This is a genomic window from Cytobacillus gottheilii (assembly GCF_001636345.1).
GTDB lineage: Bacteria > Bacillota > Bacilli > Bacillales > Cytobacillaceae > Cytobacillus > Cytobacillus gottheilii.
Genome location: NZ_KV440945.1, coordinates 1,855,336 through 1,878,575, shown reverse-complemented (window position 1 = coordinate 1,878,575; position 23,240 = coordinate 1,855,336). Strand labels below are relative to the sequence as shown.

The window sequence follows — 23,240 nt, the reverse complement described above, 5'->3', positions numbered from 1 at the left end:
TGTGTCCCTATACAGGGTGATTATGCAATAAAAAAAAAAACGAGCATATAGGCTCGTTTTAAGGCAACTCTTTTTGATTTGGTGCAATTGGAAGTTCCAGCTCCTGACTGAGGTTAAATCTGCCAATTGTATCAACATCTGCATTTTCCACTCTGACATGCTCGTAATGAAATTCCTTAGCCGTTAATAATAAGGCTTCAATCATATGCGCTGTTTCTTCATTATCTTCGATTACTGACTCATCGGTAAACGTGATCACTACTGTTTCATCATCTACATTCGCTTCAAAATCAATATCTTCTGGAATTGATGCCTTTAGAAAATGTGTATCAACATCTTGTTTCATGAAGTTGAATACTTCCTGAATTGTTTCTGGCTGTTCAAGCTGCACATATGGAACAAACATTGGCTGTTCCTCCTGGTCATTCGGATAAAATAGATAGTATCCAGGATAAGCTGTAACATCATTAGGACTAAACTCTGTGATTGGCTCATTGTGTTCAAAATCAACGCCTGGCTCTCCATCAGTCATTAATGTGATTTTTTCAAGATCAAAATCAGACCATAGATTGCTTAGTACAGTATTGATAAATAGACTATTGGCAGGACCATAGCTATATCCATGATCTTCAAACATGTCAACAGTCAGCGTTTTCTGCTCATCATTATAAATAAGATCAGCTTCCAATGGATAATTGTCGGATAATCCCCATTGTTCTTCTGTTAACAATGGCATTGTTTCTTTATATAAATCAAACTTTGATTTCCCATCTTCTTTAGGAACTAAAACACTGACAGAAACTATATTTTGGACTGCATTATCCAGTATGGGATATGTGAGTACTTCCTGATCCTGAAGTTCCTCTTCATATACAGCTGTTGTATAGTCACTTTCCCGTTGTATTTCCCCCTCGGATTTAACGCCTTGATCATCATCTATAGTATTCTTAGGATTTTCATTACTTGTAAAGTCATTCTCGGATGAACTTGTATCTTCTTCCTGAGTACTTTCAGCTCTATCAGCTGATTCATTGGTAGCAGTACTATATTGCGCCGATTCGTTTGAACCGCTCGAGGATTCTTCAGCGGTATCTTGCCCGCCCATCATTCCAGGGATAAGAATAACCAAAAGAAGCAGTGCGGCAGCGGCCGCTGCTGTAGGAATAAGCCATGTCTGCCGTTTTCGCCGGTTCATTTTCATGGTCACATTTTGATAAACTTCCCGTTTTCCGCGCTGATCTTTCACTTTTGGCATTTGTTTTAATAACTCTTCGATATCCCTATCGCTATGTTCATTCTTCCGCATTATCCACACCCTCCTTTACCATTAATTCTTCCATATGTTTCTTTAGCACTTTTAGTGCCCTATGCTGAGTTGTTTTGACTTTGCTTTCCGTCCAGTTCAACGCCTCAGCCGTTTCAGTAATTGTTAATTCTTGTATATATCTCATCACAATGACAGATCTCTGATCAACCGTACAATAGCCTAGGCATTTATACATTACGCGCACTTCTTCCTTCTGCATGAGGATATCTTCTGGTATAGGCAGATCATCCTTCACTTGATGTGTTGACCAATCAAAGGTTTCGATCAGTTTCTGCTTCCATCCTTTTTGCTTGCGGAATGAGTCGATTGCAACGTTTCGGGCAATCGAAAAAAGCCAGGTTTTTTCACTGCTTTTCCCCTCAAATTTTTCATAGGATTTCAATACTCTTATATATACTTCTTGCACCAAATCCTCGGCCAGTTCCTTGTTTCTTACCATATAAAATAAAAATTGAAAAACGTCATGATGATATTTATTGTATAGGTCATCAAAAACGGAGTCCATCGATTCCCCTCCCCGTTCAATATAATAGTCGTAAATTCAGGATAAAAAGTTACAATCTAAATATAATATTTATCATAGAAAAAAGGAAGGATCACAATGCCATATCCTTCCTTTCTCCTATTCATCATATGTGATTGTTTCTTGTGAATCAAGAACAATCGGCATATTTTTAGCATTTATTCAATATTTCGCGGAATAAATATAGAAAATGTCGTACCATGTCCAAGCCTGCTCTGCACAGTAATATGACCTTTATGTGCATCAATAATATTCTTTGCAATAGCTAAGCCCAGACCTGTACCGGATCTTCCTCGTGTTCTTGCCTTGTCCTCTTTGTAAAATCGTTCGAAGATAAACGGCAGATCTTCTTCCGGAATTCCTGATCCAGAGTCGGCTACCTCCATGTACAAACCGCGTTCATCCATACTCGAGGCAACGGAAATTGTTCCTCTCTCCGGTGTGTGCCGCATGGCATTATCAATTAAGTTTGTTAAAACCTGCTCCAAACGATCCGGATCAAACATAAAGACATAATCTCCTTGCAGCAGCTCTCCCAAAGAGATGCCTTTTTCTTTGGCCAGTCCTTGGAATTTACGGATGATTTTTTGGATAAAAGGAGTTACATCAACCTGCTCTTTTGTTAACTGAATATGCCCTGCTTCCATTCTTGCGAGATCTAGCAGTTCATTTACAAGGCGTCCCATCCGCAGTGATTCATCGTGAATGACCTTAATCATCTCATTTTTTTCTTCCTCTGTGGAAGCTATATTGTCAACAATTGCCTCACTATAGCCCTGCATCATTGCGATTGGTGTTCTTAACTCATGTGAAACATTGGCAATAAAGTCTTTCCGCAGCTTATCGAGCTGTCTTTCTTCTGTCATATCACGAATAACAGCAACGGCTCCGCGAATATTCTTCTGATTATAGAGAGGACTGATGATCATGACCCAGAAGCGGCCCTGGATGGACAATTCGCCAACCTGCTCCTTTTCCGTACTGACTGCAAGCTGAAATAGCTCACTTACTTTTGACGGCACTGCTTCTGAAGTATGATTATGTTCATTGCCTTTTTCAAAATACCAGCTTTGCAAAAACCTCTCTGCAGGTGGATTGGTAATCAATATCGTTCCATCGCGATTAAAGGTAATGACTCCATCTGCCATTCCGCTTAAAATACTTGCGAGCTGTTCTTTTTCCTGGCTCAGGGCATCCATATTAAATTTAAGCTGCCTACCCATTTGGTTAAAGGCGGTAGCCAATTCTCCGATTTCGTCATAAGACAAAAATGGAACCTTCGTATCAAATTTTCCCTTAGCTGCCTCCGAAACGGCTTCCCGCATTTTTCGGAGCGGCGCAGTAATCCTCGTTGATAAGAAGAAAGCAAAAATAGTGGTTAATATGATTGCCACACCAGCCGCCAGAAGGATGAATTTTGTTGTTGTTTTTGTTGTTTCCTGCATTACTTCGATTGATTGATAAATAAAGACGGCGCCATCTTCACTCTCATTAGCAGGAAGCGGAACACCAATTATTAATGCCCTTGCCTCGTCTTCATCTTCTGGATTAGCTGAAAAATAGGAAGATATTTTTCGAACAGTATGATCATCCGTAAAGACTTGATTTAATTCATCATCATCTCTTAAATACGAAATAGGCAATTTTTCTGAATCATTCAAGTGATTGGGAGAATAATAATATTCATCATCTTCCTTAATAATAATGACTTTTGTAACATCATCAATCAATTCCCAGGCAATCTCTAGACCTATATCCTGATCATGTTCTTCTAGAATCCTTGAAATCTTTATGGCTGTGGCTTCTAGTCCCTTATCAGTTTCATCTATATGATAGTTTTCAAAAAACTCTAATAGCATGACTGTTAAAATAAATAAAACAAAGGAAACGAGCAGGATAATGGTAATCCACAGCTTACCTACTACACTTCGCCAAAGCATCATTCATTAATAACCTCGAATTTATAGCCTACTCCCCAAACAGTCACAATCATTCTTGCTGCCTGTTCTGAAACCTTATTCAGCTTTTCGCGCAGTCGTTTCACATGGGTATCAACTGTTCTTAAATCTCCGAAAAACTCATAGTGCCAAACTTCTTTAAGAAGCTGTTCCCGATCAAATACCTTATCAGGAGACTTCGCCAGAAAATACAGCAGTTCATATTCCTTCGGAGTTAAACTAACTTCTTTTCCATCCGCTAAAACTCTATGTGCATCATTATCAATTGTTAAATGCTGAAAAACGATTACATCTTTAGCTGACGGTTCTGCCTGCACATAACTTGAAGCAGAAGAACGGCGGAGCAGTGCTTTTACTCGCAGAACGACTTCTCTCGGACTAAACGGTTTTACGATATAATCATCTGTTCCAACCTCAAAACCTTGGACCCGGTTTACTTCTTCTCCCTTAGCTGTCAGCATGATAATAGGTGTCGCTTTTTTTTCTCTAATTTCACGGCACACTTCAAGTCCGTCTTTTCCTGGCATCATTAAGTCGAGAAGTATGACATCATATTCATTATGAAGTGCTTTTTCTAATGCCTCATTCCCATCTTCAGCTTCTTCAATTATGTAATCTTCTCTCTCTAGGTACATCTTTAATAAGCGGCGAATTCTTTCCTCATCATCTACAACTAAAATTTTTGCATTTTGATCCATGATATTCATCTCCTTATTAAAAGTAACGATTTGTTTTAAAAGAAAGCCTTCACTTTTAATAGTGAAGGCTATGAGATTATGATATAAATCACTTTACATTTCAGTCATGCTGAACAGCTTAGGAACCTGCATAGGAGTGTAATCCGGCAATAACCAGGTTCACGACAATAAGGTTAAACATAATAATGATAAACCCGATTACACCAAGCCACGCTGATTTCTTCCCATGCCAGCCTTTTGAGAGACGCAGATGCAAATAGGCTGCATAAAATAAGAAGGTGATAAGAGCCCAAACTTCTTTTGGATCCCAGCCCCAGAAACGCGTCCAAGCAATTTGCGCCCAAATCATCGCAAACACGAGTGCACCGAGAGTAAATACAGGAAATCCAATTAATACGGAACGATAGCCAATCTCATCAACTAAATCTGCGTTTACCTTCGTTGTCAGAGGCTGAAGAGCTGCTGAAATGCGTTTCCGCAAAATTAATCTTAATAGAAGATATAATACAATTCCCGCCATGATCGACCAAATAACAGTATTTAATTTTTTTGCATTAATGATTCCCGGCATTTCAACCAGCGGCTCCATTGCCCCTTCAGTCAAGCTCTCTCCCTGATTGGGACCAACTAGCGGAGGCAGCTGATACTCGGCAATCGACTCTACATTATTTTTATCTACCCAACTGAAATCCGCTTTATACCCTGAAGCAGAGAATCCTGTTGAAATAAAGATAAATCCTAATGTACATACAAGACCGAACATAACGGCTTCAAGCCAAAAACTTTCTTTAGACTTTTTTGTATGATCAATCACTTTTACCAGGTAAAGAAGACCAGCAGCAAAACTGATGGCTAAGATTGCTTGTCCCATCGCTGCTGTTGTTACGTGAATATGCAGCCAGTGGCTCTGCAATGATGGTACCAGCGGTGCAATATCTCTAGGAAACATAGCTGCATAGCCAATCAGAAGCATTGCAATTGGAAGTGTAAATAGTCCTAATACCGCCGTTTTGTATATAAAGTAGATAACAATAAATGCTCCAACTAGTGACATTCCAAAGAAGGTAGTAAATTCAAACAGATTACTGACAGGAGCGTGCCCAGCAGCAATCCATCTTAAAATAAAGTATCCTAACTGTGAAATGAAACCTGCAATTGTAATGGCAATCCCAGTCTTCGCCCATTTGTTCGGGCCAGTGCCTTTTTCTCTTTCTTTTGCACGTTTATCTTTAATAGAGCCGGCAAAAAATACCGTACCTACTAAGTAGAGCAAAAAGGCTATAAAAAGAAGATTGCCGCTCAAACTTACTAAATCCACCTAAAGTTCCCCCCTATGTTTACTCTTTCTTATCAAGCTGATCTGCTGGTTCGTTCAAGTCTGTTCCATCAATAACAGAAGCTATATCACGTTTAAGACCATGCCAGTTTTTATTTGTATGTCCTGCCATCCAGACTTCGCCATCGACTTTTCGCAGCCAGATTCGGCGATGATTCCAGTAGGATCCTTGTGCGACGCCAATCATAAAAATGAATCCGCCCAGTGCCAGCACCCATAACGTTAAATCTTTTCTGACGGTTAAGGCTGTAACATCTTTCGTTTCTACCGCTTTAAAAGACATTTTGTATTCATTGTCCGTGAAAGGTTCAATGGTTTGCTGTATTGCTACAAAACTCACTTCTCCCTCAGGCTTGTCTGGTGTAAACATTTTAAATACAAATGCTGGATTGTTCGGTATTCTTGATTTTGTAATAGGCTCAGAGTTTTCGTCAAATTCAAAATCAGGGAAATAACTAACAATCTCTACTTGATATCCATTACCAAGATCATAGGTGTCCTTTGGGTCATACAAGTCAATGGTTAAATCTCCATATTCCTCATTTGTTTCTTTGTTGGATAAAGCAAAGGTCATTTGATTTAGCTCATCAAGCTTATAGTCTACTTGATATAAGGCCAAATCTTCGAATTTAAGTGGATGGTTAACACGGATGCTGTCATCTCTTACTTTTTCCAGTTGTGGTGTTTCACCATGAACTGTTTCTCCCTTTGTTTTATACAAAGTGACATCTGACTGGAAGTTCTTCGCCACCATTCCTTTATCATCAATGGCTGCAGCAAATTCTTCTTTAGAATTTTCTTTGTCATACGTCTCAAGAATAAATTCGTGATTTTCAAGATAATATTGGCCATCCGTTTCAGGAATAACTTTTGTTTCGCCTTCCCTCACCCATAAAATTTCATCGACATACATCCCAGGAACAAATCTAAGCATACCGCCTATTAAGAAAATGATTAGGCCAACATGGTTCACATATGGACCCCATCTAGAAAATCTGCCTTTTTCAGCGAGGATATTTCCATCTTCTTCACGTATGCGATAACGTTTTGCTTTTAGCTTTTCTTTAACTGATTCAAACGTTTGATCTTCGCTTCCTGCCTCTGACACACTGAATAGTCTCTGTCTCTTTAAAAACCCTTCATGTCTTGTTACTCTCTGTGTTTTTAAAGACCTGTAAAGAGGAATCCCTCTATCTAAGCTGGCAATAATGATAGAGATTCCAATAGAGGCTATTAAGAGCAGATACCACCAAGAACTGTATAAATTATGAAAGCCAAGTGTATAATATAGTTGCCCTAACCAGCCGTATTGGTCTTCATAGTATTCAGATGCAGGCATAACTGGCGGTATGTACATTTCTTGCGGAAATATTGTACCTAGTGCTGAAGCAATCAATGTGATGACAATTAGCCATACGCCCACTTTGACAGAAGAGAAGAAGTTCCAGATTTTATCAATAATTGTTTTATTGTAGGTTTGAGAACGTCTTGCACTTCCCTCATACCGCATATCCAGCAGCTTTTTATCTTTATCTTTTTCAATTAGAACTTTTCCGCATGATTCACACAAAACGGTACCATGCGGATTGTGGTGACCGCATTCACAAATAACTTCTTTCATTGTAAAAACTCCCCATACACCCTTATGGTTTAATCTCTTCCATGTACCCCTTAATCATTGCTTCCGTCATTCCGCTTTCAAGTCTCTTGATAACGATTCCATCCTTATCAACTAAAAACGTTGTAGGCAGCGGACCAATTCCGTAAGCTTCCATTACTTCCCCTTTATCAATTACAATTGGAAAATCCAGATTATATCTTGAAGTGAATTTATTGACGGCAAAATCCGATTCGTTAATATTCACTGCAAGCACCTGTACCCCTTGCTCCTTAAATTGCTTATATTGGTTGTTCATATATGGCATTTCTTTCTCGCAAGGCTTGCACCATGTCCCCCAGAAGTTGAGGAATACCCCCTGTCCCTCATAATCGGAGAGCTGATGCTTATTTCCTTCCATATCTGTTAGTACAAAGTCAGGAGCCTTCTCATTAATAGCCACTTTTCTAATATCATCACTGCTGAAATTTGCATACAATGTATAAGCTACTGCAGCTCCGAGCAGGAGCAGGATCACCGTTCGTATCACAAGCCGTTTTTTCTTCATCGTTTGCCCTCCCCCATTCAACACAAAAAAACAGAGCGTTAAGGAAACATTTTGTATCTGATCACAAATACTCAGTAAAGCAATTTGTACATAATTATAACATTTTTTAGCATATAGACGTTGTTAACAATGTGAAGTAAATGTGACATTTACACAAAATCATTTCTATATTTTCTATTTTTTTCCTTGGTTTGCTAGTGTTCTAAGCTGTTTCACTTCATGAGCAGTTAACTCTCTTCCATCCCCAGGAGAAAGTCCTTCTAAGGTTAATGCAGCATATCGTTCTCTTTTTAATTTCAGGACATTATGGCCAATTGCTTCAAACATTCTGCGCACTTGACGATTCTTTCCTTCATGAATGACTAATTCAATGATCGAAGTTTGTTTCTTCTTGTCCATTGATAACAGCTTTGTTTTGGCTGGTGCTGTTTTCCCATCTTCTAGCCGAATGCCTTTTTGCAGACTTCTTAAACTCTCTTTTGATGGAATGCCTTTCACCTTTGCCACATATACCTTTTCAATCTCATTTCTTGGGTGCATTAACAAGTTGGCGAATTCTCCGTCATTTGTTAAGAGCAGCAAACCTGAAGTTTCATAATCTAATCGGCCAACAGGGTAGATTCGCTGTTCGATTTGCTGAAAATAATCTGTTACTACTTTTCTGCCTTTATCATCTGATACCGCGGAGAGAACTCCTCTTGGTTTATAAAATAAGAAATAAACAGGCTGCTCCCGTTCAATCGGGATGCCATTAACTTCTACTTTATCATTAGAGCCAACCTTAACTCCCAGCTCTTTGACGACTTGACCATTTACTCTCACATGCCCCTCGCTAATTAATTGTTCTGCTTTACGCCTTGACGCAATGCCAGCATGGGCTATTACTTTTTGCAATCTTTCCATTTTGTCACCTCATATATTTCGACAATACATTTTCTATCCTTATGAATTATGCCATATTCCAGCTTCTTTTCAAAGTAAGCTATACGATAAACTGTAAAAACTCGCAGAAAAATAGCATATGACGATGAAAATATGCTAATTTAAGCTCCATTTCACTATTTTAAAAATAATAAGAAACCCGGCCCATTAAACAGATTTAAACACCTGCTAATGGATCGGGTTTTTTGTTTTATATTATATAGTAATAATCATTTAAGCAAAAAGCAGGGTTACAACAATGATCGCTGCTCCAATACCGACAAGGTCAGCCAGCAGTCCAACCTTTAATGCATCTCCCATTTTCTTAATCCCAACAGCACCAAAATAGACTGTCAGCACATAAAAAGTAGTATCTGTACTCCCCTGCAGCACAGATGCAAGTCTTCCAATAAAGGAATCTGGTCCATATGAAGCAATTAAATCACTCGTCATTCCGAGTGCTGCCGTTCCGGAAATTGGCCGAATGATGGCTAGAGGTACAATCTCAGCTGGAATTCCTACTGCTTCTAATGCCGGTTTAATAAAGCCCATCACATATTCAAGGGCGCCAGAAGCTCTAAATACAGATATCGCTACAAGCATTCCAACTAGAAAGGGAATAATTGATACCGCAATTTTTATTCCTTCTTTACCGCCCTCAGTAAAGCTTTCATAGGTTGGAACTTTTTTTATCGTACCGTAGATAAGTATGATGCCAATTAAAACGGGTATAAACCACAAAGATATAAGTGAGACAATTTGCATACAACCTCATCCTTTTCGAGTTCTTCTATAATAAAAATAGCGGTCTATTAAAATAGCACCAAGAGCAGAGCAAAAGGTTGCAATCAGCGTTGGTCCGACTATATCGGTAGGATTGGCAGAATCATAATTCATTCGGATGGCAATGACCGTCGTTGGAATGAGGGTAATGCTTGAAGTATTTATTGCTAAAAAAGTAATCATCGAGCGGCTTGCATAATCTTTTCCGCCATTTAGCCTTTTCAATTCTTCCATCGCTTTAATGCCTAGCGGTGTAGCTGCATTGCCTAATCCGAATAAATTGGCCATCATATTGGATAAAATATAGCCCATTGCAGGATGATCGTTAGGTACCTCAGGGAATAGCCTTTTGACAATCGGCTTAAACAAGTTTGCCAGCTTTTTCAATAGACCAGCATCCTCAGCAATTCTCATCATTCCGAGCCAGAAGACGAGAATGCTGATCAAACCAATACATAAAGTCACTGCCTCTTTCGCTCCATTAAAGACAGCTTCATTCACTTCACTCATTGTTCCATTGAACATCGCAAACACAATTCCAATCAACGTTAATAGAACCCAAATGATATTAACCATCTTGCTTCACACCCACAATAAAAGAGAATATACTGCGGAATTTATCAAAGAATGATTTTTCTTCTAATTCTTGTTCTTTTTCAAAATAAATGGGCATCGTTTTTATTTGTTCATTATTCAAATAGACAATGGCTTTCCCGACCACATCGGGTATGTCAGCACTTTCTTCCCAACCATCTTTAGGAGTGATTAATTGATACTCCACTTTAAAATTCTCTTTTTCCTCTGCTGTTGCTGGATAGGTATAATGACCTTTTAAATAAATTTTATTTTTATAAATTCCTTCATCTGCCTCTTCAATACTTCCTTCCGATAATATTTCTACCGGTTCGTATGTTTTAAAGGCTGTTTCATACATTTGAATATGGTCATTCCAGTCATCTGGACCATTGAGTGTAACAGCAATAAGCTCTAGCCCATCCTTCTCTGCTGTAGTCACTAAAGTGCGTTTAGCTCTTTTCGTATAGCCCGTTTTCCCTCCAGTTGTATGATCATACAGTTGTGTTAATAAGCGATTTTTATTATTCCAGACACGATCCCAGCTTTCATTTGGATTTGGTGCTTTATGTACCTTTGTTCCAGAGATCTTTTTATACATCTCATTTTCCATTGCATACCGAGTCAGGATTGCCATATCATATGCCGTTGAATAATGGTTTTCATGATCATCGAGCCCGTGAGGATTTTCAAAATGAGTATTTATCATCCCAATTTCCTCTGCCTTCTGATTCATTAAAAAAACAAAACCTTCTAAACTGCCGCCAATATGCTCAGCAATCGCAACGGCCGCATCATTGCCGGAGCGAAGCATTAGCCCATAAACTAAATCTTCAAGCTTTATCTTTTCATCTTCCTGCAAATAGATGGAAGAACCTTCTGCCCTAATCGCATTTCCGCTTACCTTAACCATTTCATCAAGCTTGTCAGATTCTACTGCAAGAATCGCCGTCATTATTTTGGTAATGCTGGCAATTCTTCGTTTCGTATTTGCCTCTTTTCCATATAGAACCCTTCCAGACTCTTGTTCCATTAAGATCGCGCTGCTGGCACTGACTGATATGGCAGCGTCTGCTTTATGCGGGACATTCACCAAAAGAAATGTCAAAGTAATCGATAAAATGACGAGCTTTTTAAAGAGTTTCATTGCCAATCCCCGTTTCACATTATTGTTTGTACAAGTTTATGCAAAATGAAGATGGATATGCCTTGAATTGGAACAAGATGTTTTACTTCGTCTTAAAAAAACAAAAACACAAGGAATATGGAGTATGCATTCCTTGTGTTTCACATTTTTTTTGTTATTAATATGGCTTCCACTTTAATTCAGAAGCTTTTAAGTATCGGTCTTCAACGTCTTTCCAGTTGACTATATTCCACCATTGATCCACATAGTCTGCTTTCTTATTTTTATATTGTAAATAATAAGCATGCTCCCAAACATCTAGTGCAAGCAAGGGAATTGTGTCCCATTGAGTTAAGATCATATGTCTCTCTGATTGAAGGATTTCCAAGTGGCGCGACCTCGGTGACCATACTAGTATCGCCCAGCCTACGCCTTCTACCTGTTTTGCTGCTTCAGAGAATTGCTTTTTAAATTGATCAAAGCTGCCAAAGTATTTGTCTATTTCTTTTAAGAGTGAGCCTGAAGGTTTTCCTCCGCCATTAGGAGACATGTTATTCCAGAATATCGTATGCAAATAATGACCAGATCCATGAAAGGCCAGCTCTCTAGACCAATGCTTTATTAGTGAAAAGTCATTTGTTGTTCTTGCCTTCTCTAATTCTTTTTCTGCTTTGTTCAAGCCATCTACATAAGATTGATGATGCTTATCATGATGCAATCTCATAATTTCTTCTGAGATATAGGGCTCTAGGCTGTTATAAGCATATGGCAGCGGAGGCAGGGCATGTTTTCCTGCTGAAATAAAGGGCTCTTGAGTTGAGAATATATTGCCTAAGCTTGAACGCTCCCGAAAATAATTTTCCATATCCTCCTGCAAGCCCTCTACTTGTTCATGAATACCGTTGATTTCTTGCGCATTTAATGGCTGATTCATTCTGTTCATAATTTCAGTGAAACTGTCCAGCTTTTGCCATAGCTCGTTATTGCGATCCACATTTTCTGATTCCAGAAATTTCTTCATTTCATCATTCCATTTAAAAACATCCTGCACGTATTCATTCATTTTGCTCATCTGAACCTTCCTTTCTTTTCAATGACCTCCTACAATCGTATGAAAGATTGCTTGGCCGCTAGAATGAGAAAATGTCCTGATGAGCAAAAGAACTGACTATTAACCTAACCATCCATTTTGATAAGCTATCATTCCAAAAATAGCGCCTATGATTGCCCATACAAACATAAGCGGTTTTCTATTTCTGACTGTCATCCACAGCACTCCATTCTTCATTTTGCTCATATATTTCTGGATAAAAAAAAGCCGAAAACAACTTTATATGATGGTTTCGGCTGGTTGTCTTGATTATATTCAGGATTTATCTTGATTGGATCATTTTTGTTCTATAATCCGTCTCATAGTATTCTAGTTCTTCTCTAATATGCTGAAAATCAGATTCTAGTCCTTGGAAAAGGTTTTGCACACTATGCGGCACTGGTTCATGAAAACGGATTGAATTTTTTCCAGTGTAAGCAGATCGGCTGTTCTCGAACCAAGTATCATTTTTAGGAGAGAAAAATTCTTCTACACATTGATGATAAATGCGATAAAGCGTCTTTTCTGCAGCTCCCTTCTGGAAGGGTTCACCTAAAATAATGATATTACAAGCATCTAAGCCTTCTTCACAATAAACGAGCAGCTTTCTTATATTAGAAAGAACCTGTTTATAATAATCCTTGTTGCCTTGCTCTTCCGATAATAACCCTGAAACGGTCGTTTCGTTCAGGAAATCTTCAAATACAGATACAGTATTCCCTAGGAAATTTTTAACATCCTCCATTTGCGTCTTAACAATGGCATTTCCCAATACTTACACCTCCAAATGATCAAACAGCACTCTTTTTTTATATTAGCTTATGACAAATTTCCAATTTCGGACATGTAATTGTCCTGAACAATGACGATTTTCCTGCTTGTCCTTCTCTACACTTTGCTAAATAGGATCGTCCCTCCTAGTCTCAATCTGAAGGATCGTACTTCCTATTTAATTTTACCACAAACAAGCTTTAAATGTTTCAGAAAAGTCAATTATCAATCGTTTCCTGGAATTTTTCAAAAAATAAATCTGCTTCGTCCAACAATGATTCATCCTCAACGTCATCTGGGAGCTGAGGAAGCTCATCAATGTGATTGAGGCCAAAATAATCCAGGAATTCTTTTGTAGTGCCATACAAATAGGCACGTCCTGTTCCTTCAGCTCTGCCTACTTCTTTAATCAGCACTTTAGAGGTTAGTGTCTGCAGGGGACGCTCTGTTTTAACTCCGCGGATTTCTTCTATCTCAGCTCTCGTAATGGGCTGTTTATAAGCAATGATGGCTAATGTTTCTAAAGCAGCCTGTGAGAGGGATGCGGTTGAAGGAGATTCGACCAGTTTTTTTAAGTATACGGCATTTTCCTTTTTTGTAGCGAGCTGATATGTTCCTGCCATTTCAACAAGCATAATACCTCTTGAAGTTTGCTCATCATATTCCTGCTTAAGCTTTTCAACGGTTTCAATTGCCTGCAATTCATCAATCTCAAGCACGTTCATAATTTGCTTTATCGATAAACCTTCATCTCCTGCAGCAAAAAGAAGACTTTCTAAGATGCCTTTCCAATTAATTAATTCCATTTACTGCTTCTCCTTCCGTTGCTTCTATAAAAATTTCAGAAAAATTCCCCGCTTGACTTACAGCAATCTCCTGCCTTTTCATTAGCTCTAATACTGCTAAAAAGGTAACAACAAGATGCTCCTTGTCCTCTTTTGGGAATAAGCTGTAGAAGGTTGTACGGCCGCGAGAATTTTTAATAAATGAAATGATTTCTTCCATTCTTGTTTCAATGGGTATTTCCTGTCGGGTAATCTTTGTTGATAGCGGCTTTTGCAGTTTTTTCCTGCGTAATAGCTTCTGAAAGGCTCCCAGCATGTCATATAAAGAAACATTTAGATCTTTTAAATCATTCTGCTCGCTTTCCGCATATACCGCAAGGTCACTCGGAGGCTTAGTGTAAATCATGCCTCTTTCCTGTTCCATCTCTTTTAACTCTTCGGCTGCTTCTTTATACTTCTTATATTCTATTAATCTTTCAACAAGTTCATCCCGGGGATCGTCTTCCATTTCCAGTCCGTACTCATCCTCAAGCTCATTTTCTTCATGTTTAGGCAAGAGCATTTTGCTCTTAATTGCCAGAAGTGTCGCAGCCATTACTAAATATTCACTTGCCACATCAAGCTGCAGCTCCTTCATCGTGTGGATATATAGTAAATATTGTTCCGTTATCTTTGACACTGGAATATCATAAATATCAATTTCCAATCGATTGATTAAGTGCAGCAGCAAGTCCAATGGACCTTCAAAAGCATCTATCTTAACATTATATTGCATCATTCGTACCACCAAAATTTCTTCAAGAATCAAATAGAGAATTATTATGCATGAATATCCATTATGCCATATGATTGTCCTAATGGGTATTTTAATATCATAAGTATGAACAGATATGTCTTTTCTGTATTGACAGCAGAACCTAGTCACAAACAGATTTTCTATATTAGTATATAGGATTCATTGCGGTTATCCAATGCTAAAATTAGGTATGTATTTGTCTTTTTATGATAAAATAATTCAAATAAAGAAAAACTGTTTAAATTGCACGTCAGGATTTATGAAGGAGTGATGACTTGTACCCACTCGAATATATAAAATTTATCGTTCACTTTCACGGAGACCGTGATTATTTTGAATGTCATGAAATTTTAGAGGAATATTGGAAACAAACAGAGGATTACCATAAAAACTCTATTTGGGTCGGCTTTATTTTATTTGCCGTTTCCTGTTATCATCATCGCCGTTTAAACTATCACGGAGCAGAACGGACATTAAAAAAAGCGCTTGATATTTTTTATAACAAAAAAGAGAAAATAACTGGCCTTGGTCTGCAAACGAATGTTTTTCTTGCGGATTTACAGAAGAAGTATACAGAGATCGAAAATAGACAGCCGTATGAAAGCTATAATATGCCTATTAAGGATCCTGTTCTTATTCAGAGAGCGATGGAGGAGTGTACTTCATTAGGATTAGCGTGGTGCTGTGCAAGTGATTTAACAAACCTGGATTTAATCCACCGCCATTCAAGAAGAGACCGCAGTGAGGTAATTGCGGAAAGAGATGCCGCCTTACAGAATAAAAGGTAAACCTTCACTCGTATATGCTGCGGTCCTTACTCAGGATTGGTGGATACAGTTAAAGAAATGAACACATAGAAAAGGCAGTGATTATACACTGCCTTTTCCTGTTTCATTCGTTTGGCATCTATGCAAAAAAGCTTCCGTTTCTTCCGATGGTGTCATAATCTTCTCTGGATACATGTCCTGCAGAGCTTTGATCATCGCTTTTCCGATTCCCTGCTGCCTATGTGATGGATTAACAGATACATGAAGCAGTTCCATTGTATCTTCAGTAAAGGATATACCTACAAGCCCAATAATATCCTCTTCTTCTTTCCACAAAAAAAGCTGCATATGCCGCTCTGTTTCATATAATTTCATAGTTTGCTGCAATTTTTTTAAATCTTTTTCATTAGGCATAAAAGATAAAAGGCCCATTGCAATCTTTTCAAATGTTTTTTTATATCGAATTAACATAATTATCCCTCATTAAATTTGTTTAAAGTCGGGCTTGATCAGTCAAGTGGAGAAATTAAAGTATAAGGATGAAACCCATTTTTCTATTTTCCCCATCTGAACAGCATTATAAACTGTTTGCATCATTATATGTAAGATAGTCTGTATGTTTCTTATATGCTATTGTTCTTCGGTATGCACGTTAGCCAAGAACGATAAAAAACCAATAATATAAACCCCAGAGCAGACCAAACATCAGAATGACGGTAAAAAGGATCCAATTGCTTTTTTTCATATACACCATACTCCTGCAATCTGTAGTGAATGGAAACTATGATTCATTGTACACCATCTGCTCTGATTTTTCCATGTGCTTTTTAGCCGTGCAATTGAAGTCTCACAAAATTGAGATAGGGGGAGGCGATTAACCTCCATTTATCCCTCTCACACCACCGTACGTACGGTTCCGTATACGGCGGTTCCGATTAAGTCGAACGCTGTAAGTCATATCTAGCAGAAATACTTTTTAACCCAAGGGAAAGCCAGTAGGCTTTCCCTAATGTTTTATGAAGAATTGGACTTTTGGATATCCTCCAATAAGCCTTTCTTGTATTTCCCCATTCATATGCTTTCCCTTTCGAAACACCTAGTTTAATAAGTTTCTTGACCTTCGTTTGGGGAAGTTTCCATTCCTTCCATCGAATCATTCTTAACCTTCGATTAAGCCATCCTTCGAGTTTTGCGATTACTGAACGGGTATCTGCTAAATGATAATAATTAACCCATCCCACTAGATATTGGTTAAGGTTATGAATCCTATCTTCCATGGCAATTGACCTTCGTCTGCTTGTAAGCTTTCTTATTTTATCTTTAAACCGTTTAACTGATTGGGGAGATATTCTCACCTTCGGTTTTAGATTACTTGTAAAACTGAACCCAAGAAATTTCCTTTTCCAAGGGCGGTCTACAGCACTTTTATCCTTGTTAACCTTCAGTTTAAGATTCCTCTCGATAAAATGGGTCATTGCCTTCATAACTCTTTCTCCAGCTCTTTTAGATTTCACATAGATATTACAATCATCGGCGTAGCGGACAAAGCGATGTCCTCTGCGCTCCAGTTCTTTATCCAGTTCATCCAACACAATATTCGAAAGTAAAGGGCTTAAAGGTCCACCTTGCGGTGTCCCCTCAAGGTTAGGACTGACAAGTCCGCCTTCCATAACACCAGAGGTTAAGAACCGTCTTATTAGTTTGAGGAGAGTACTATCCTTTATCCTCATGGCTAATTTACTCATTAATCTATCGTGGTTAACCTTGTCAAAGAACTTTTCAAGGTCAATGTCGACTACCCATCGATAACCCTCTTCTATATAGCTTTGGGCTAATTTAACAGCCTGGTGCGCTCGCCTGTTAGGGCGAAAGCCGAAGCTACATTCAGAGAAACTAGGGTCATACATTCTGGTAAGCACTTGGGTGATTGCTTGTTGAATGAAACGGTCTGTCACGGTTGGGATTCCCAGTTTCCTCTTCCCTTTGCCGTCTGGTTTCGGGATTTCGACTCGACGGACGGGGGATGGGATATAGGTTCCCTCGAAGAGGGATTTTCGCAGTTCGCTCCAGTTGAGCATAATATGTCCACGAAGAGCAGTGACGGGCATTTCGTCCACTCCATGTTTTCCCTTATTCTTTTCTACTCTTTTAATCGCATTAAGTAGGTTTTCCCGTGACATGATTCGTTCCATTAACATTGATATAACCTCCCGCGTAAATAGGTGTTCTGTTTGTGTCCTTTTCATTCTCCACCCTGTTTAATGACCCCCGCGGATTCACCGTTTCTTTCATTAAACAGGTACTATGTTTTCTGTTTCATCGAATGGAAAGATACGCCTAGTTCCTATTTTCCATAACCGGTTCAGCCCTTCCTTATCCTCTTAAGCGAATAAGTACTATGGCTTCTGCTGACGCCTGTCGTTCAACTTATCCTCACGGATAGGCTTACCGCATGAGTACGGCATATCGACAGGTTCTCCCCGGGTAAGAGTACAGACTTTCCTTCCATGTCTCCGCCTCATTTACTATGTGACACCTTTGGCAGTATGGACTTTGTCTTGTATTGCAGACTCACCCAATGTCATCTAGCCTCATATGAGATTCGTGTTCCTCAGAGCGGAAGTTTGCCGCCGACTTCCTTCAGATAGGAGGGTCACCCCGCATATCCTTGTCTTAAGCTACGGCTACTACTGCCTTCGCCGTTCGGGACTCGCACCCTAGAGCCTGCACCCATGCCGGGCACACAATTAACAAAAGCTGCCGGTTCCGGCAGCTTTGCTGAAAAAGTATTTATAGGTTCATGTGATTCATTTTACGCTAAAGACATTAATTCTTGATTTTCGTTTGAATAGATAAATCTAAACGGATTAAGTCATCTAATGTTTCACGGCGGACGACTAGCTGAGCTTCACCGTTTTCCACAAAGACAACTGGCGGGCGCGGCAGACGATTATAATTATTGGCCATTGAATAGCCATAAGCACCTGTACAAAAAACGGCCAGCACATCATTGTCATCACTCTCAGGCAAAGGCAAATCCCAAATGAGCATATCCCCGGATTCACAGCATTTCCCGGCAATTGAAACGACCTCATTTGCTTTTTCCAGAGGTCTTCCAGCCAAAACTGCTTCATACTTCGCCTGATAAAGAGCTGGTCTGATGTTATCGCTCATCCCTCCATCAACCGCCAAATACTTTCTTACTTCTGGCACTTCTTTACGTGATCCAATTTTATAAAGAGTTGTCCCTGCATCTCCAACAAGAGAGCGGCCAGGTTCAATCCAAATTTCGGGCATTTTCATGTTATAGTGCTGTGCAAGATTTTTCACTTCTGTAATGATATCTTCCACATATTGTGACGCAGCAATCGGCTCATCCTCATTCGTATAACGAATGCCAAATCCGCCGCCTAAATTTAAAACAGCAGGTTCAAACGATAAACGCTGTTTCCAATCATTTAGTTTTTCAAAGATTTTCTGAGCAGCTAAAATAAATCCAGTTGTCTCAAAAATCTGTGACCCGATATGACAATGGATGCCAAGCACTTCAAATGCTTGAGAATTTAAAGCATTCTGCAGAGCAGCTTCTGCTTGTCCATTTTGCAGATCAAAGCCAAATTTAGAATCTTCCTGGCCAGTTAAAATATAATCATGTGTATGTGCTTCAATTCCAGGTGTAACGCGCAATAAAATGTTAGCCTTCTGCTTTTTTTCTCCGCATATACGCTCTAATAATTGAAGTTCATAGAAGTTATCAACAACTATACAGCCGATTCCTTTTTCCAGAGCCATTTCCAGCTCTTCACGGCTTTTATTATTGCCATGGAAGTGAATGCGTTCCACTGGAAAATCTGCAGCCAAAGCTGTATACAGTTCACCTGCTGAAACGACATCAAGTGATAATCCCTCTTCTTCTACAAGCTGAACCATCGCAATCGTAGAAAAGGCTTTACTTGCATAGGCGACTTGTGCTTTTACGCCAAGCTTGTCAAACGTTTCCTTAAAGCCTCTTGCACGTTCTCTGATTAATGCAACATCATATACATAAAGCGGCGTTCCAAATTGACTTACTAAGTCAAGTGTATCTACTCCGCCAATTTGCAAGTGCCCTTTTTCATTTACCTGTGCTGTGCCATTAAAATACATCCACCCAATACCCCCAAAAGAAAAGCGCACGCACCATGCTCAGTCCATCTAACCATAAATGGCAACGTTGAACGTTGCTGTTTTTTAACCATTTATGACTTACGTGCATCCTAAGCGCTGGTGCTGAACTCTTTTATAAGCATAATAAAATATTCTGTATCCTTTAACGCTTTATTCAGTTGAAAATACTTTAACACAATTCAATCAATCCCGCAACGGAGCATGGGTGGCACACTATTTAACAGGCTGCTTATAACGATTTTTCGCATGTACAATACTTGGTCTGATCTTAGAACCCGGAACAGCTCTTCGGATAAGAATATGAACAAACGCACCAGGATTAAATGGTATAAACGGCCATAAATAAGGAACATTTAAAGATTTTATGCTCGCAAGCCAAAGAATAAAGGCCGTGGTGCCAATTACTAATCCAGGAGTATGGAAGATTGCAACGAGAATTAAAATTCCAAGTCTGACTAACTTATTGGCAATGCTTAGCTCATAGCTTGGTGTTGCAAATGTTCCAATTGCTGCCAAAGCAACATAAAGAATGACTTCCGGTACAAATAACCCAACATCTATTGCAATCTGACCGATTAAAACAGCCGCTATTAAACCCATTGCTGTCGATAAAGGGGTTGGCGTATGAATGGCTGCAATTCTTAAAAACTCAATCCCGACATCTGCTATAAAGAGCTGAATGATGACTGGAATATTTGTTTTTTCATTTGGTCCTATAAACGCTATAGCTTCAGGCAAAAGCGAAGGTTCTAATACAAATAAGAACCAAAGCGGCAATAAAAGAAGTGATGATAGTAGTCCTAAAAATCGAATCCACCTTACAAACGTACCGACTGCCGGTGACTGTCTATACTCCTCTGCATGCTGCAGATGGTGAAAGTAAGTTGTTGGTGTAATAATGACACTTGGGGATGTATCAACAAAAATGACAACATGCCCTTCCAGAAGATGTGTTGCAGATACGTCTGCACGCTCTGTATAACGGACCAGCGGAAACGGGTTATATCCTTGTTTTAACAAGAATTCTTCAATGGTTTTATCTGCCATTGTAATCCCGTCAATGTCAATCGCTTCAATTTCTTTTCTAATAATATCAATTAGATCCTGATCTGCTACATCTTTTATATAACCTATGGCTACATCTGTTTTGGAGCGTTCTCCTACTTTAAGCATTTCAAAACGAAGACGTTCGTCTCGAATCCTTCTTCTCGTTAATGCTGTATTGATAATTATATTTTCTACATAGCCATCCCTTGAACCGCGCACCACTTTCTCTGTGTCCGGTTCTTGCGGTGTACGGCCGGGATAACTTCTGACATCAACGACTAAAGCTGTGTCTTCTCCTTCCATGACAACGACAATTAGTCCGGAAAGAACCTGATCAACAAGTTCATCAAGCGTCTTAATCTTATCCACAGATTGATGAACAAGTCGGTTTTCGATGACGCTGAACAATTTGGTTGAAAGTTTCTCATGGTCATTTATAGCCACTAATTCTTCAACAATCTCAATGATAAATTGGGTGTCTGTCAATCCATTAACGTAGTAAAAATGAACATCTTTGCGCAGAACCTTTAATTTTCGGACTCCCAGATCAAAACTCTCACCCAGTCCAACTCTATTTTTCATATAAGTTTCAATTTCGTTTACCGATATAGGGATGGGTTTCATATTATCCTTCTTTGCTGCTGTCATATTTTCCGCTCCTTTCCAGTATTAGCTTGATGGCTTTAATGGTAATAGGTGAACCAACTGTAAAGTGATCCATTTTCCCCATTTTTCCTATATCTCCAATACCAACGACAATTGGCAGATCCAATTCATCCAAGCAATATACCGTATCTCCTGTGATTCTGCCTTCCTCCATCTCTGGAATGCCATATTTATCTACACCATAGTGTGTAAGCTCTCCAAAGCGATCAATACAGACATCGACATGTGTCCATTCTTCATGCCTTGTTTTAGAGGCAACCGCAATGGCTCCTAATACCTGTATGCTTTCATGATGCGCCACGTATTTCATTGCATGTTCACCTGCCCCCTCACCAACAAACCCGCTATCATCAAACATGACAAGCACTGGATCACACTTTGCCTTATGAATGAGCTTTACAAGTTGAGGGCCGCTCAATACAGAGGGATTTCCTTGAGAAGAAGTTATACATCTGCAGCCAATTTCCTGTGCAGCAAGTTCAACCGCCTTACGGGCATAAACATCTCCATCTGTTATGAGAATGACATTTCGCTTTTCACTCATATCCAAAATCGATCCTTCCTTTTGTCATTCAATCTTTTTTCTACTTTCCTATAAAATAAAACCATTGGTAGAGGCTGCCGGCGATTTTGCCGAAAACAAGGGCCATCAGCAGAATAACAATCTGGCCATCAATGCCAATTCTTTTAGCTAAAATAGGCAGTACGTTCAGAACCTCTGTTAAAGCTGCAGCAAGCATGCCTACAAAAATGCCTGATGATGCACCAAGAGGGATTAATAACCATGGCGGAAAAGCAAAAGCAATATCCCAAAGAGTCGCAGCCGAACCCGCAATAACTCCTAATACTACCGACCATTCATAGTAACGGATCATTTTCATTGTTTTTGTGAGCTGTGTCAGGCGGGGAATAATCCCCAGTACTGTCAGAAAAGCCACAAATCCTGCTCCTACAGCCAAGCCGCTTGCAATGCCTAAGAAGATCACCGCGATGATCTTAATCGTCATCAATGTTTTTCATGCTCTCCTTGTTTTCATTCATAGCCACATAATTATCTAAATCAAGCTGATAATTAAACATCTCTACCTCAAGCGGGCTTGGCTCCTCATTGAGGCGCTTCTTGAATAAATGATTAAAAAAGATAATCATCCCCGCTCCAAGACCAATTGAATACGGCACTTGAAATACGAGCGGCTTTTCGTCTTCAATTCCAGTAATGATGGTGAAAATCTTCAGATGAACTTCTCTCATACTTACATCCTCATGAAAATTCATGATCGTTAAGGCAGCTCCAAAGAATAATAGGAGCCATACTAAAACAAATAACGACATGGACGTTTTTCTTTTTTTTCTGGCCACTTCTACAATCACCTGTGAAGGACCAATGGTTTGAATTTCAAGCATCTGAAATTGGTTTTTTATAAGTTTGATGACCTTCATGATGTCGATAATAATGATGTTATTATCTTCTTCAATGACCTGATGCATTTTTAATCTGCGCAATACAGAAAATAGTTCTTCATCCGCAATGATCTGCGCGATGTCCTCTAAGTGGATCGCCGTATTCGGCCTGACTTGGAGCCGATGGCGCAAACGAATATACACTGTGTGTTCCATTCTTTTCACTTCCCACGCGAGTGATTTCCTTACATATAGTATGAGTTGCAGGTATTATCTTCATGAAAGGCAATAATTTCATGAATTACCATTATGTTGAGACACGATAAAAAAACCGTATGGA

Annotated in this window: 23 protein-coding genes; 1 reads left to right on the top strand and 22 read right to left on the bottom strand. The window is 39.2% G+C overall.

What is annotated here, in order from left to right:
* Positions 1–58: 58 nt before the first annotated feature.
* The 15 genes from A6754_RS09060 to A6754_RS08990 form a co-directional block, all read right to left on the bottom strand.
* Positions 59–1,306 carry an RsiX family anti-sigma factor gene (locus A6754_RS09060; RefSeq protein WP_066444042.1) on the bottom strand — a complete coding sequence of 416 codons (1,248 nt, stop codon included), beginning with the start codon at positions 1,304–1,306 and terminating at the stop codon, positions 59–61.
* The gene (gene sigX / locus A6754_RS09055) at positions 1,293–1,832 is read right to left on the bottom strand and encodes an RNA polymerase sigma factor SigX (RefSeq protein WP_066444039.1); all 540 of its coding nucleotides are present in this window, start codon (positions 1,830–1,832) and stop codon (positions 1,293–1,295) included. The genes A6754_RS09060 and sigX overlap by 14 nt, the downstream gene beginning before the upstream one ends.
* A gap of 176 nt (positions 1,833–2,008) precedes the next feature.
* The gene (locus A6754_RS09050; protein WP_066444036.1) at positions 2,009–3,793 is read right to left on the bottom strand and encodes an ATP-binding protein; all 1,785 of its coding nucleotides are present in this window, start codon (positions 3,791–3,793) and stop codon (positions 2,009–2,011) included.
* Positions 3,790–4,506, bottom strand: a complete 717-nt coding sequence (locus A6754_RS09045; protein WP_066444034.1) for a response regulator transcription factor — start codon at positions 4,504–4,506, stop codon at positions 3,790–3,792. The genes A6754_RS09050 and A6754_RS09045 overlap by 4 nt, the downstream gene beginning before the upstream one ends.
* Positions 4,507–4,624: 118 nt before the next feature.
* Positions 4,625–5,824 carry a c-type cytochrome biogenesis protein CcsB gene (ccsB, locus tag A6754_RS09040; RefSeq protein ID WP_066444032.1) on the bottom strand — a complete coding sequence of 400 codons (1,200 nt, stop codon included), beginning with the start codon at positions 5,822–5,824 and terminating at the stop codon, positions 4,625–4,627.
* A 19-nt stretch (positions 5,825–5,843) separates the two neighbouring features.
* Positions 5,844–7,463 carry a cytochrome c biogenesis protein ResB gene (gene resB, locus A6754_RS09035; RefSeq protein WP_066444030.1) on the bottom strand — a complete coding sequence of 540 codons (1,620 nt, stop codon included), beginning with the start codon at positions 7,461–7,463 and terminating at the stop codon, positions 5,844–5,846.
* A 22-nt stretch (positions 7,464–7,485) separates the two neighbouring features.
* On the bottom strand, positions 7,486–8,007 hold the full coding sequence (gene resA / locus A6754_RS09030; protein WP_066444029.1) for a thiol-disulfide oxidoreductase ResA: 522 nt from the start codon (positions 8,005–8,007) through the stop codon (positions 7,486–7,488).
* A gap of 174 nt (positions 8,008–8,181) precedes the next feature.
* The gene (rluB, locus tag A6754_RS09025) at positions 8,182–8,910 is read right to left on the bottom strand and encodes a 23S rRNA pseudouridine(2605) synthase RluB (RefSeq protein ID WP_066444022.1); all 729 of its coding nucleotides are present in this window, start codon (positions 8,908–8,910) and stop codon (positions 8,182–8,184) included.
* Positions 8,911–9,162: 252 nt separating this feature from the next.
* Complete coding sequence (locus tag A6754_RS09020; RefSeq protein ID WP_066444019.1) at positions 9,163–9,693, bottom strand: spore maturation protein; 531 nt, start codon at positions 9,691–9,693, stop codon at positions 9,163–9,165.
* Positions 9,694–9,699: 6 nt separating this feature from the next.
* Positions 9,700–10,287: a nucleoside recognition domain-containing protein gene (locus A6754_RS09015; protein ID WP_066444016.1), complete on the bottom strand. Its 588-nt coding sequence runs from the start codon at positions 10,285–10,287 to the stop codon at positions 9,700–9,702.
* On the bottom strand, positions 10,280–11,431 hold the full coding sequence (locus A6754_RS09010) for a D-alanyl-D-alanine carboxypeptidase family protein (protein ID WP_066444013.1): 1,152 nt from the start codon (positions 11,429–11,431) through the stop codon (positions 10,280–10,282). Before A6754_RS09010 ends, A6754_RS09015 begins: the two co-directional genes overlap by 8 nt.
* 157 nt (positions 11,432–11,588) lie before the next feature.
* On the bottom strand, positions 11,589–12,482 hold the full coding sequence (locus tag A6754_RS09005; RefSeq protein WP_066444011.1) for a superoxide dismutase: 894 nt from the start codon (positions 12,480–12,482) through the stop codon (positions 11,589–11,591).
* Positions 12,483–12,783: 301 nt separating this feature from the next.
* Positions 12,784–13,272: a YpuI family protein gene (locus tag A6754_RS09000; protein WP_066444008.1), complete on the bottom strand. Its 489-nt coding sequence runs from the start codon at positions 13,270–13,272 to the stop codon at positions 12,784–12,786.
* A 217-nt stretch (positions 13,273–13,489) separates the two neighbouring features.
* Positions 13,490–14,077, bottom strand: a complete 588-nt coding sequence (gene scpB, locus A6754_RS08995) for an SMC-Scp complex subunit ScpB (RefSeq protein ID WP_066444006.1) — start codon at positions 14,075–14,077, stop codon at positions 13,490–13,492.
* Complete coding sequence (locus A6754_RS08990; RefSeq protein WP_066444005.1) at positions 14,064–14,831, bottom strand: segregation/condensation protein A; 768 nt, start codon at positions 14,829–14,831, stop codon at positions 14,064–14,066. Before A6754_RS08990 ends, scpB begins: the two co-directional genes overlap by 14 nt.
* Positions 14,832–15,127: 296 nt before the next feature.
* On the opposite strand from A6754_RS08990, the gene A6754_RS08985 reads away from it, so the two are divergent.
* A complete protein-coding gene (locus A6754_RS08985) occupies positions 15,128–15,640 on the top strand; it encodes a DUF309 domain-containing protein (protein WP_066443999.1) in 513 nt (170 codons plus the stop codon).
* 81 nt (positions 15,641–15,721) lie between these two features.
* Here A6754_RS08985 and A6754_RS08980 read toward each other — a convergent pair whose 3' ends face one another.
* The 7 genes from A6754_RS08980 to A6754_RS08950 all read right to left on the bottom strand — a co-directional run bounded on the left by A6754_RS08980 (position 15,722) and on the right by A6754_RS08950 (position 23,116).
* The gene (locus tag A6754_RS08980) at positions 15,722–16,090 is read right to left on the bottom strand and encodes a GNAT family N-acetyltransferase (RefSeq protein ID WP_066443996.1); all 369 of its coding nucleotides are present in this window, start codon (positions 16,088–16,090) and stop codon (positions 15,722–15,724) included.
* 464 nt (positions 16,091–16,554) lie between these two features.
* Positions 16,555–17,817, bottom strand: a complete 1,263-nt coding sequence (ltrA, locus tag A6754_RS08975; protein ID WP_066441994.1) for a group II intron reverse transcriptase/maturase — start codon at positions 17,815–17,817, stop codon at positions 16,555–16,557.
* A gap of 628 nt (positions 17,818–18,445) precedes the next feature.
* Positions 18,446–19,765: a diaminopimelate decarboxylase gene (gene lysA / locus A6754_RS08970; protein ID WP_066443993.1), complete on the bottom strand. Its 1,320-nt coding sequence runs from the start codon at positions 19,763–19,765 to the stop codon at positions 18,446–18,448.
* Positions 19,766–19,999: 234 nt separating this feature from the next.
* Positions 20,000–21,481, bottom strand: coding sequence for a spore germination protein (locus tag A6754_RS08965; RefSeq protein WP_066443991.1), 1,482 nt, complete (start codon positions 21,479–21,481; stop codon positions 20,000–20,002).
* Positions 21,459–22,043 (bottom strand): stage V sporulation protein SpoVABEA, encoded by a 585-nt coding sequence (gene spoVAEA, locus A6754_RS08960; RefSeq protein WP_066451530.1) that lies wholly within the window; start codon positions 22,041–22,043, stop codon positions 21,459–21,461. The genes A6754_RS08965 and spoVAEA overlap by 23 nt, the downstream gene beginning before the upstream one ends.
* Positions 22,044–22,083: 40 nt before the next feature.
* Complete coding sequence (locus A6754_RS08955; RefSeq protein ID WP_066443990.1) at positions 22,084–22,506, bottom strand: stage V sporulation protein AB; 423 nt, start codon at positions 22,504–22,506, stop codon at positions 22,084–22,086.
* Positions 22,496–23,116, bottom strand: coding sequence for a stage V sporulation protein AA (locus A6754_RS08950; RefSeq protein WP_066443989.1), 621 nt, complete (start codon positions 23,114–23,116; stop codon positions 22,496–22,498). Before A6754_RS08950 ends, A6754_RS08955 begins: the two co-directional genes overlap by 11 nt.
* Positions 23,117–23,240 lie beyond the last annotated feature (124 nt).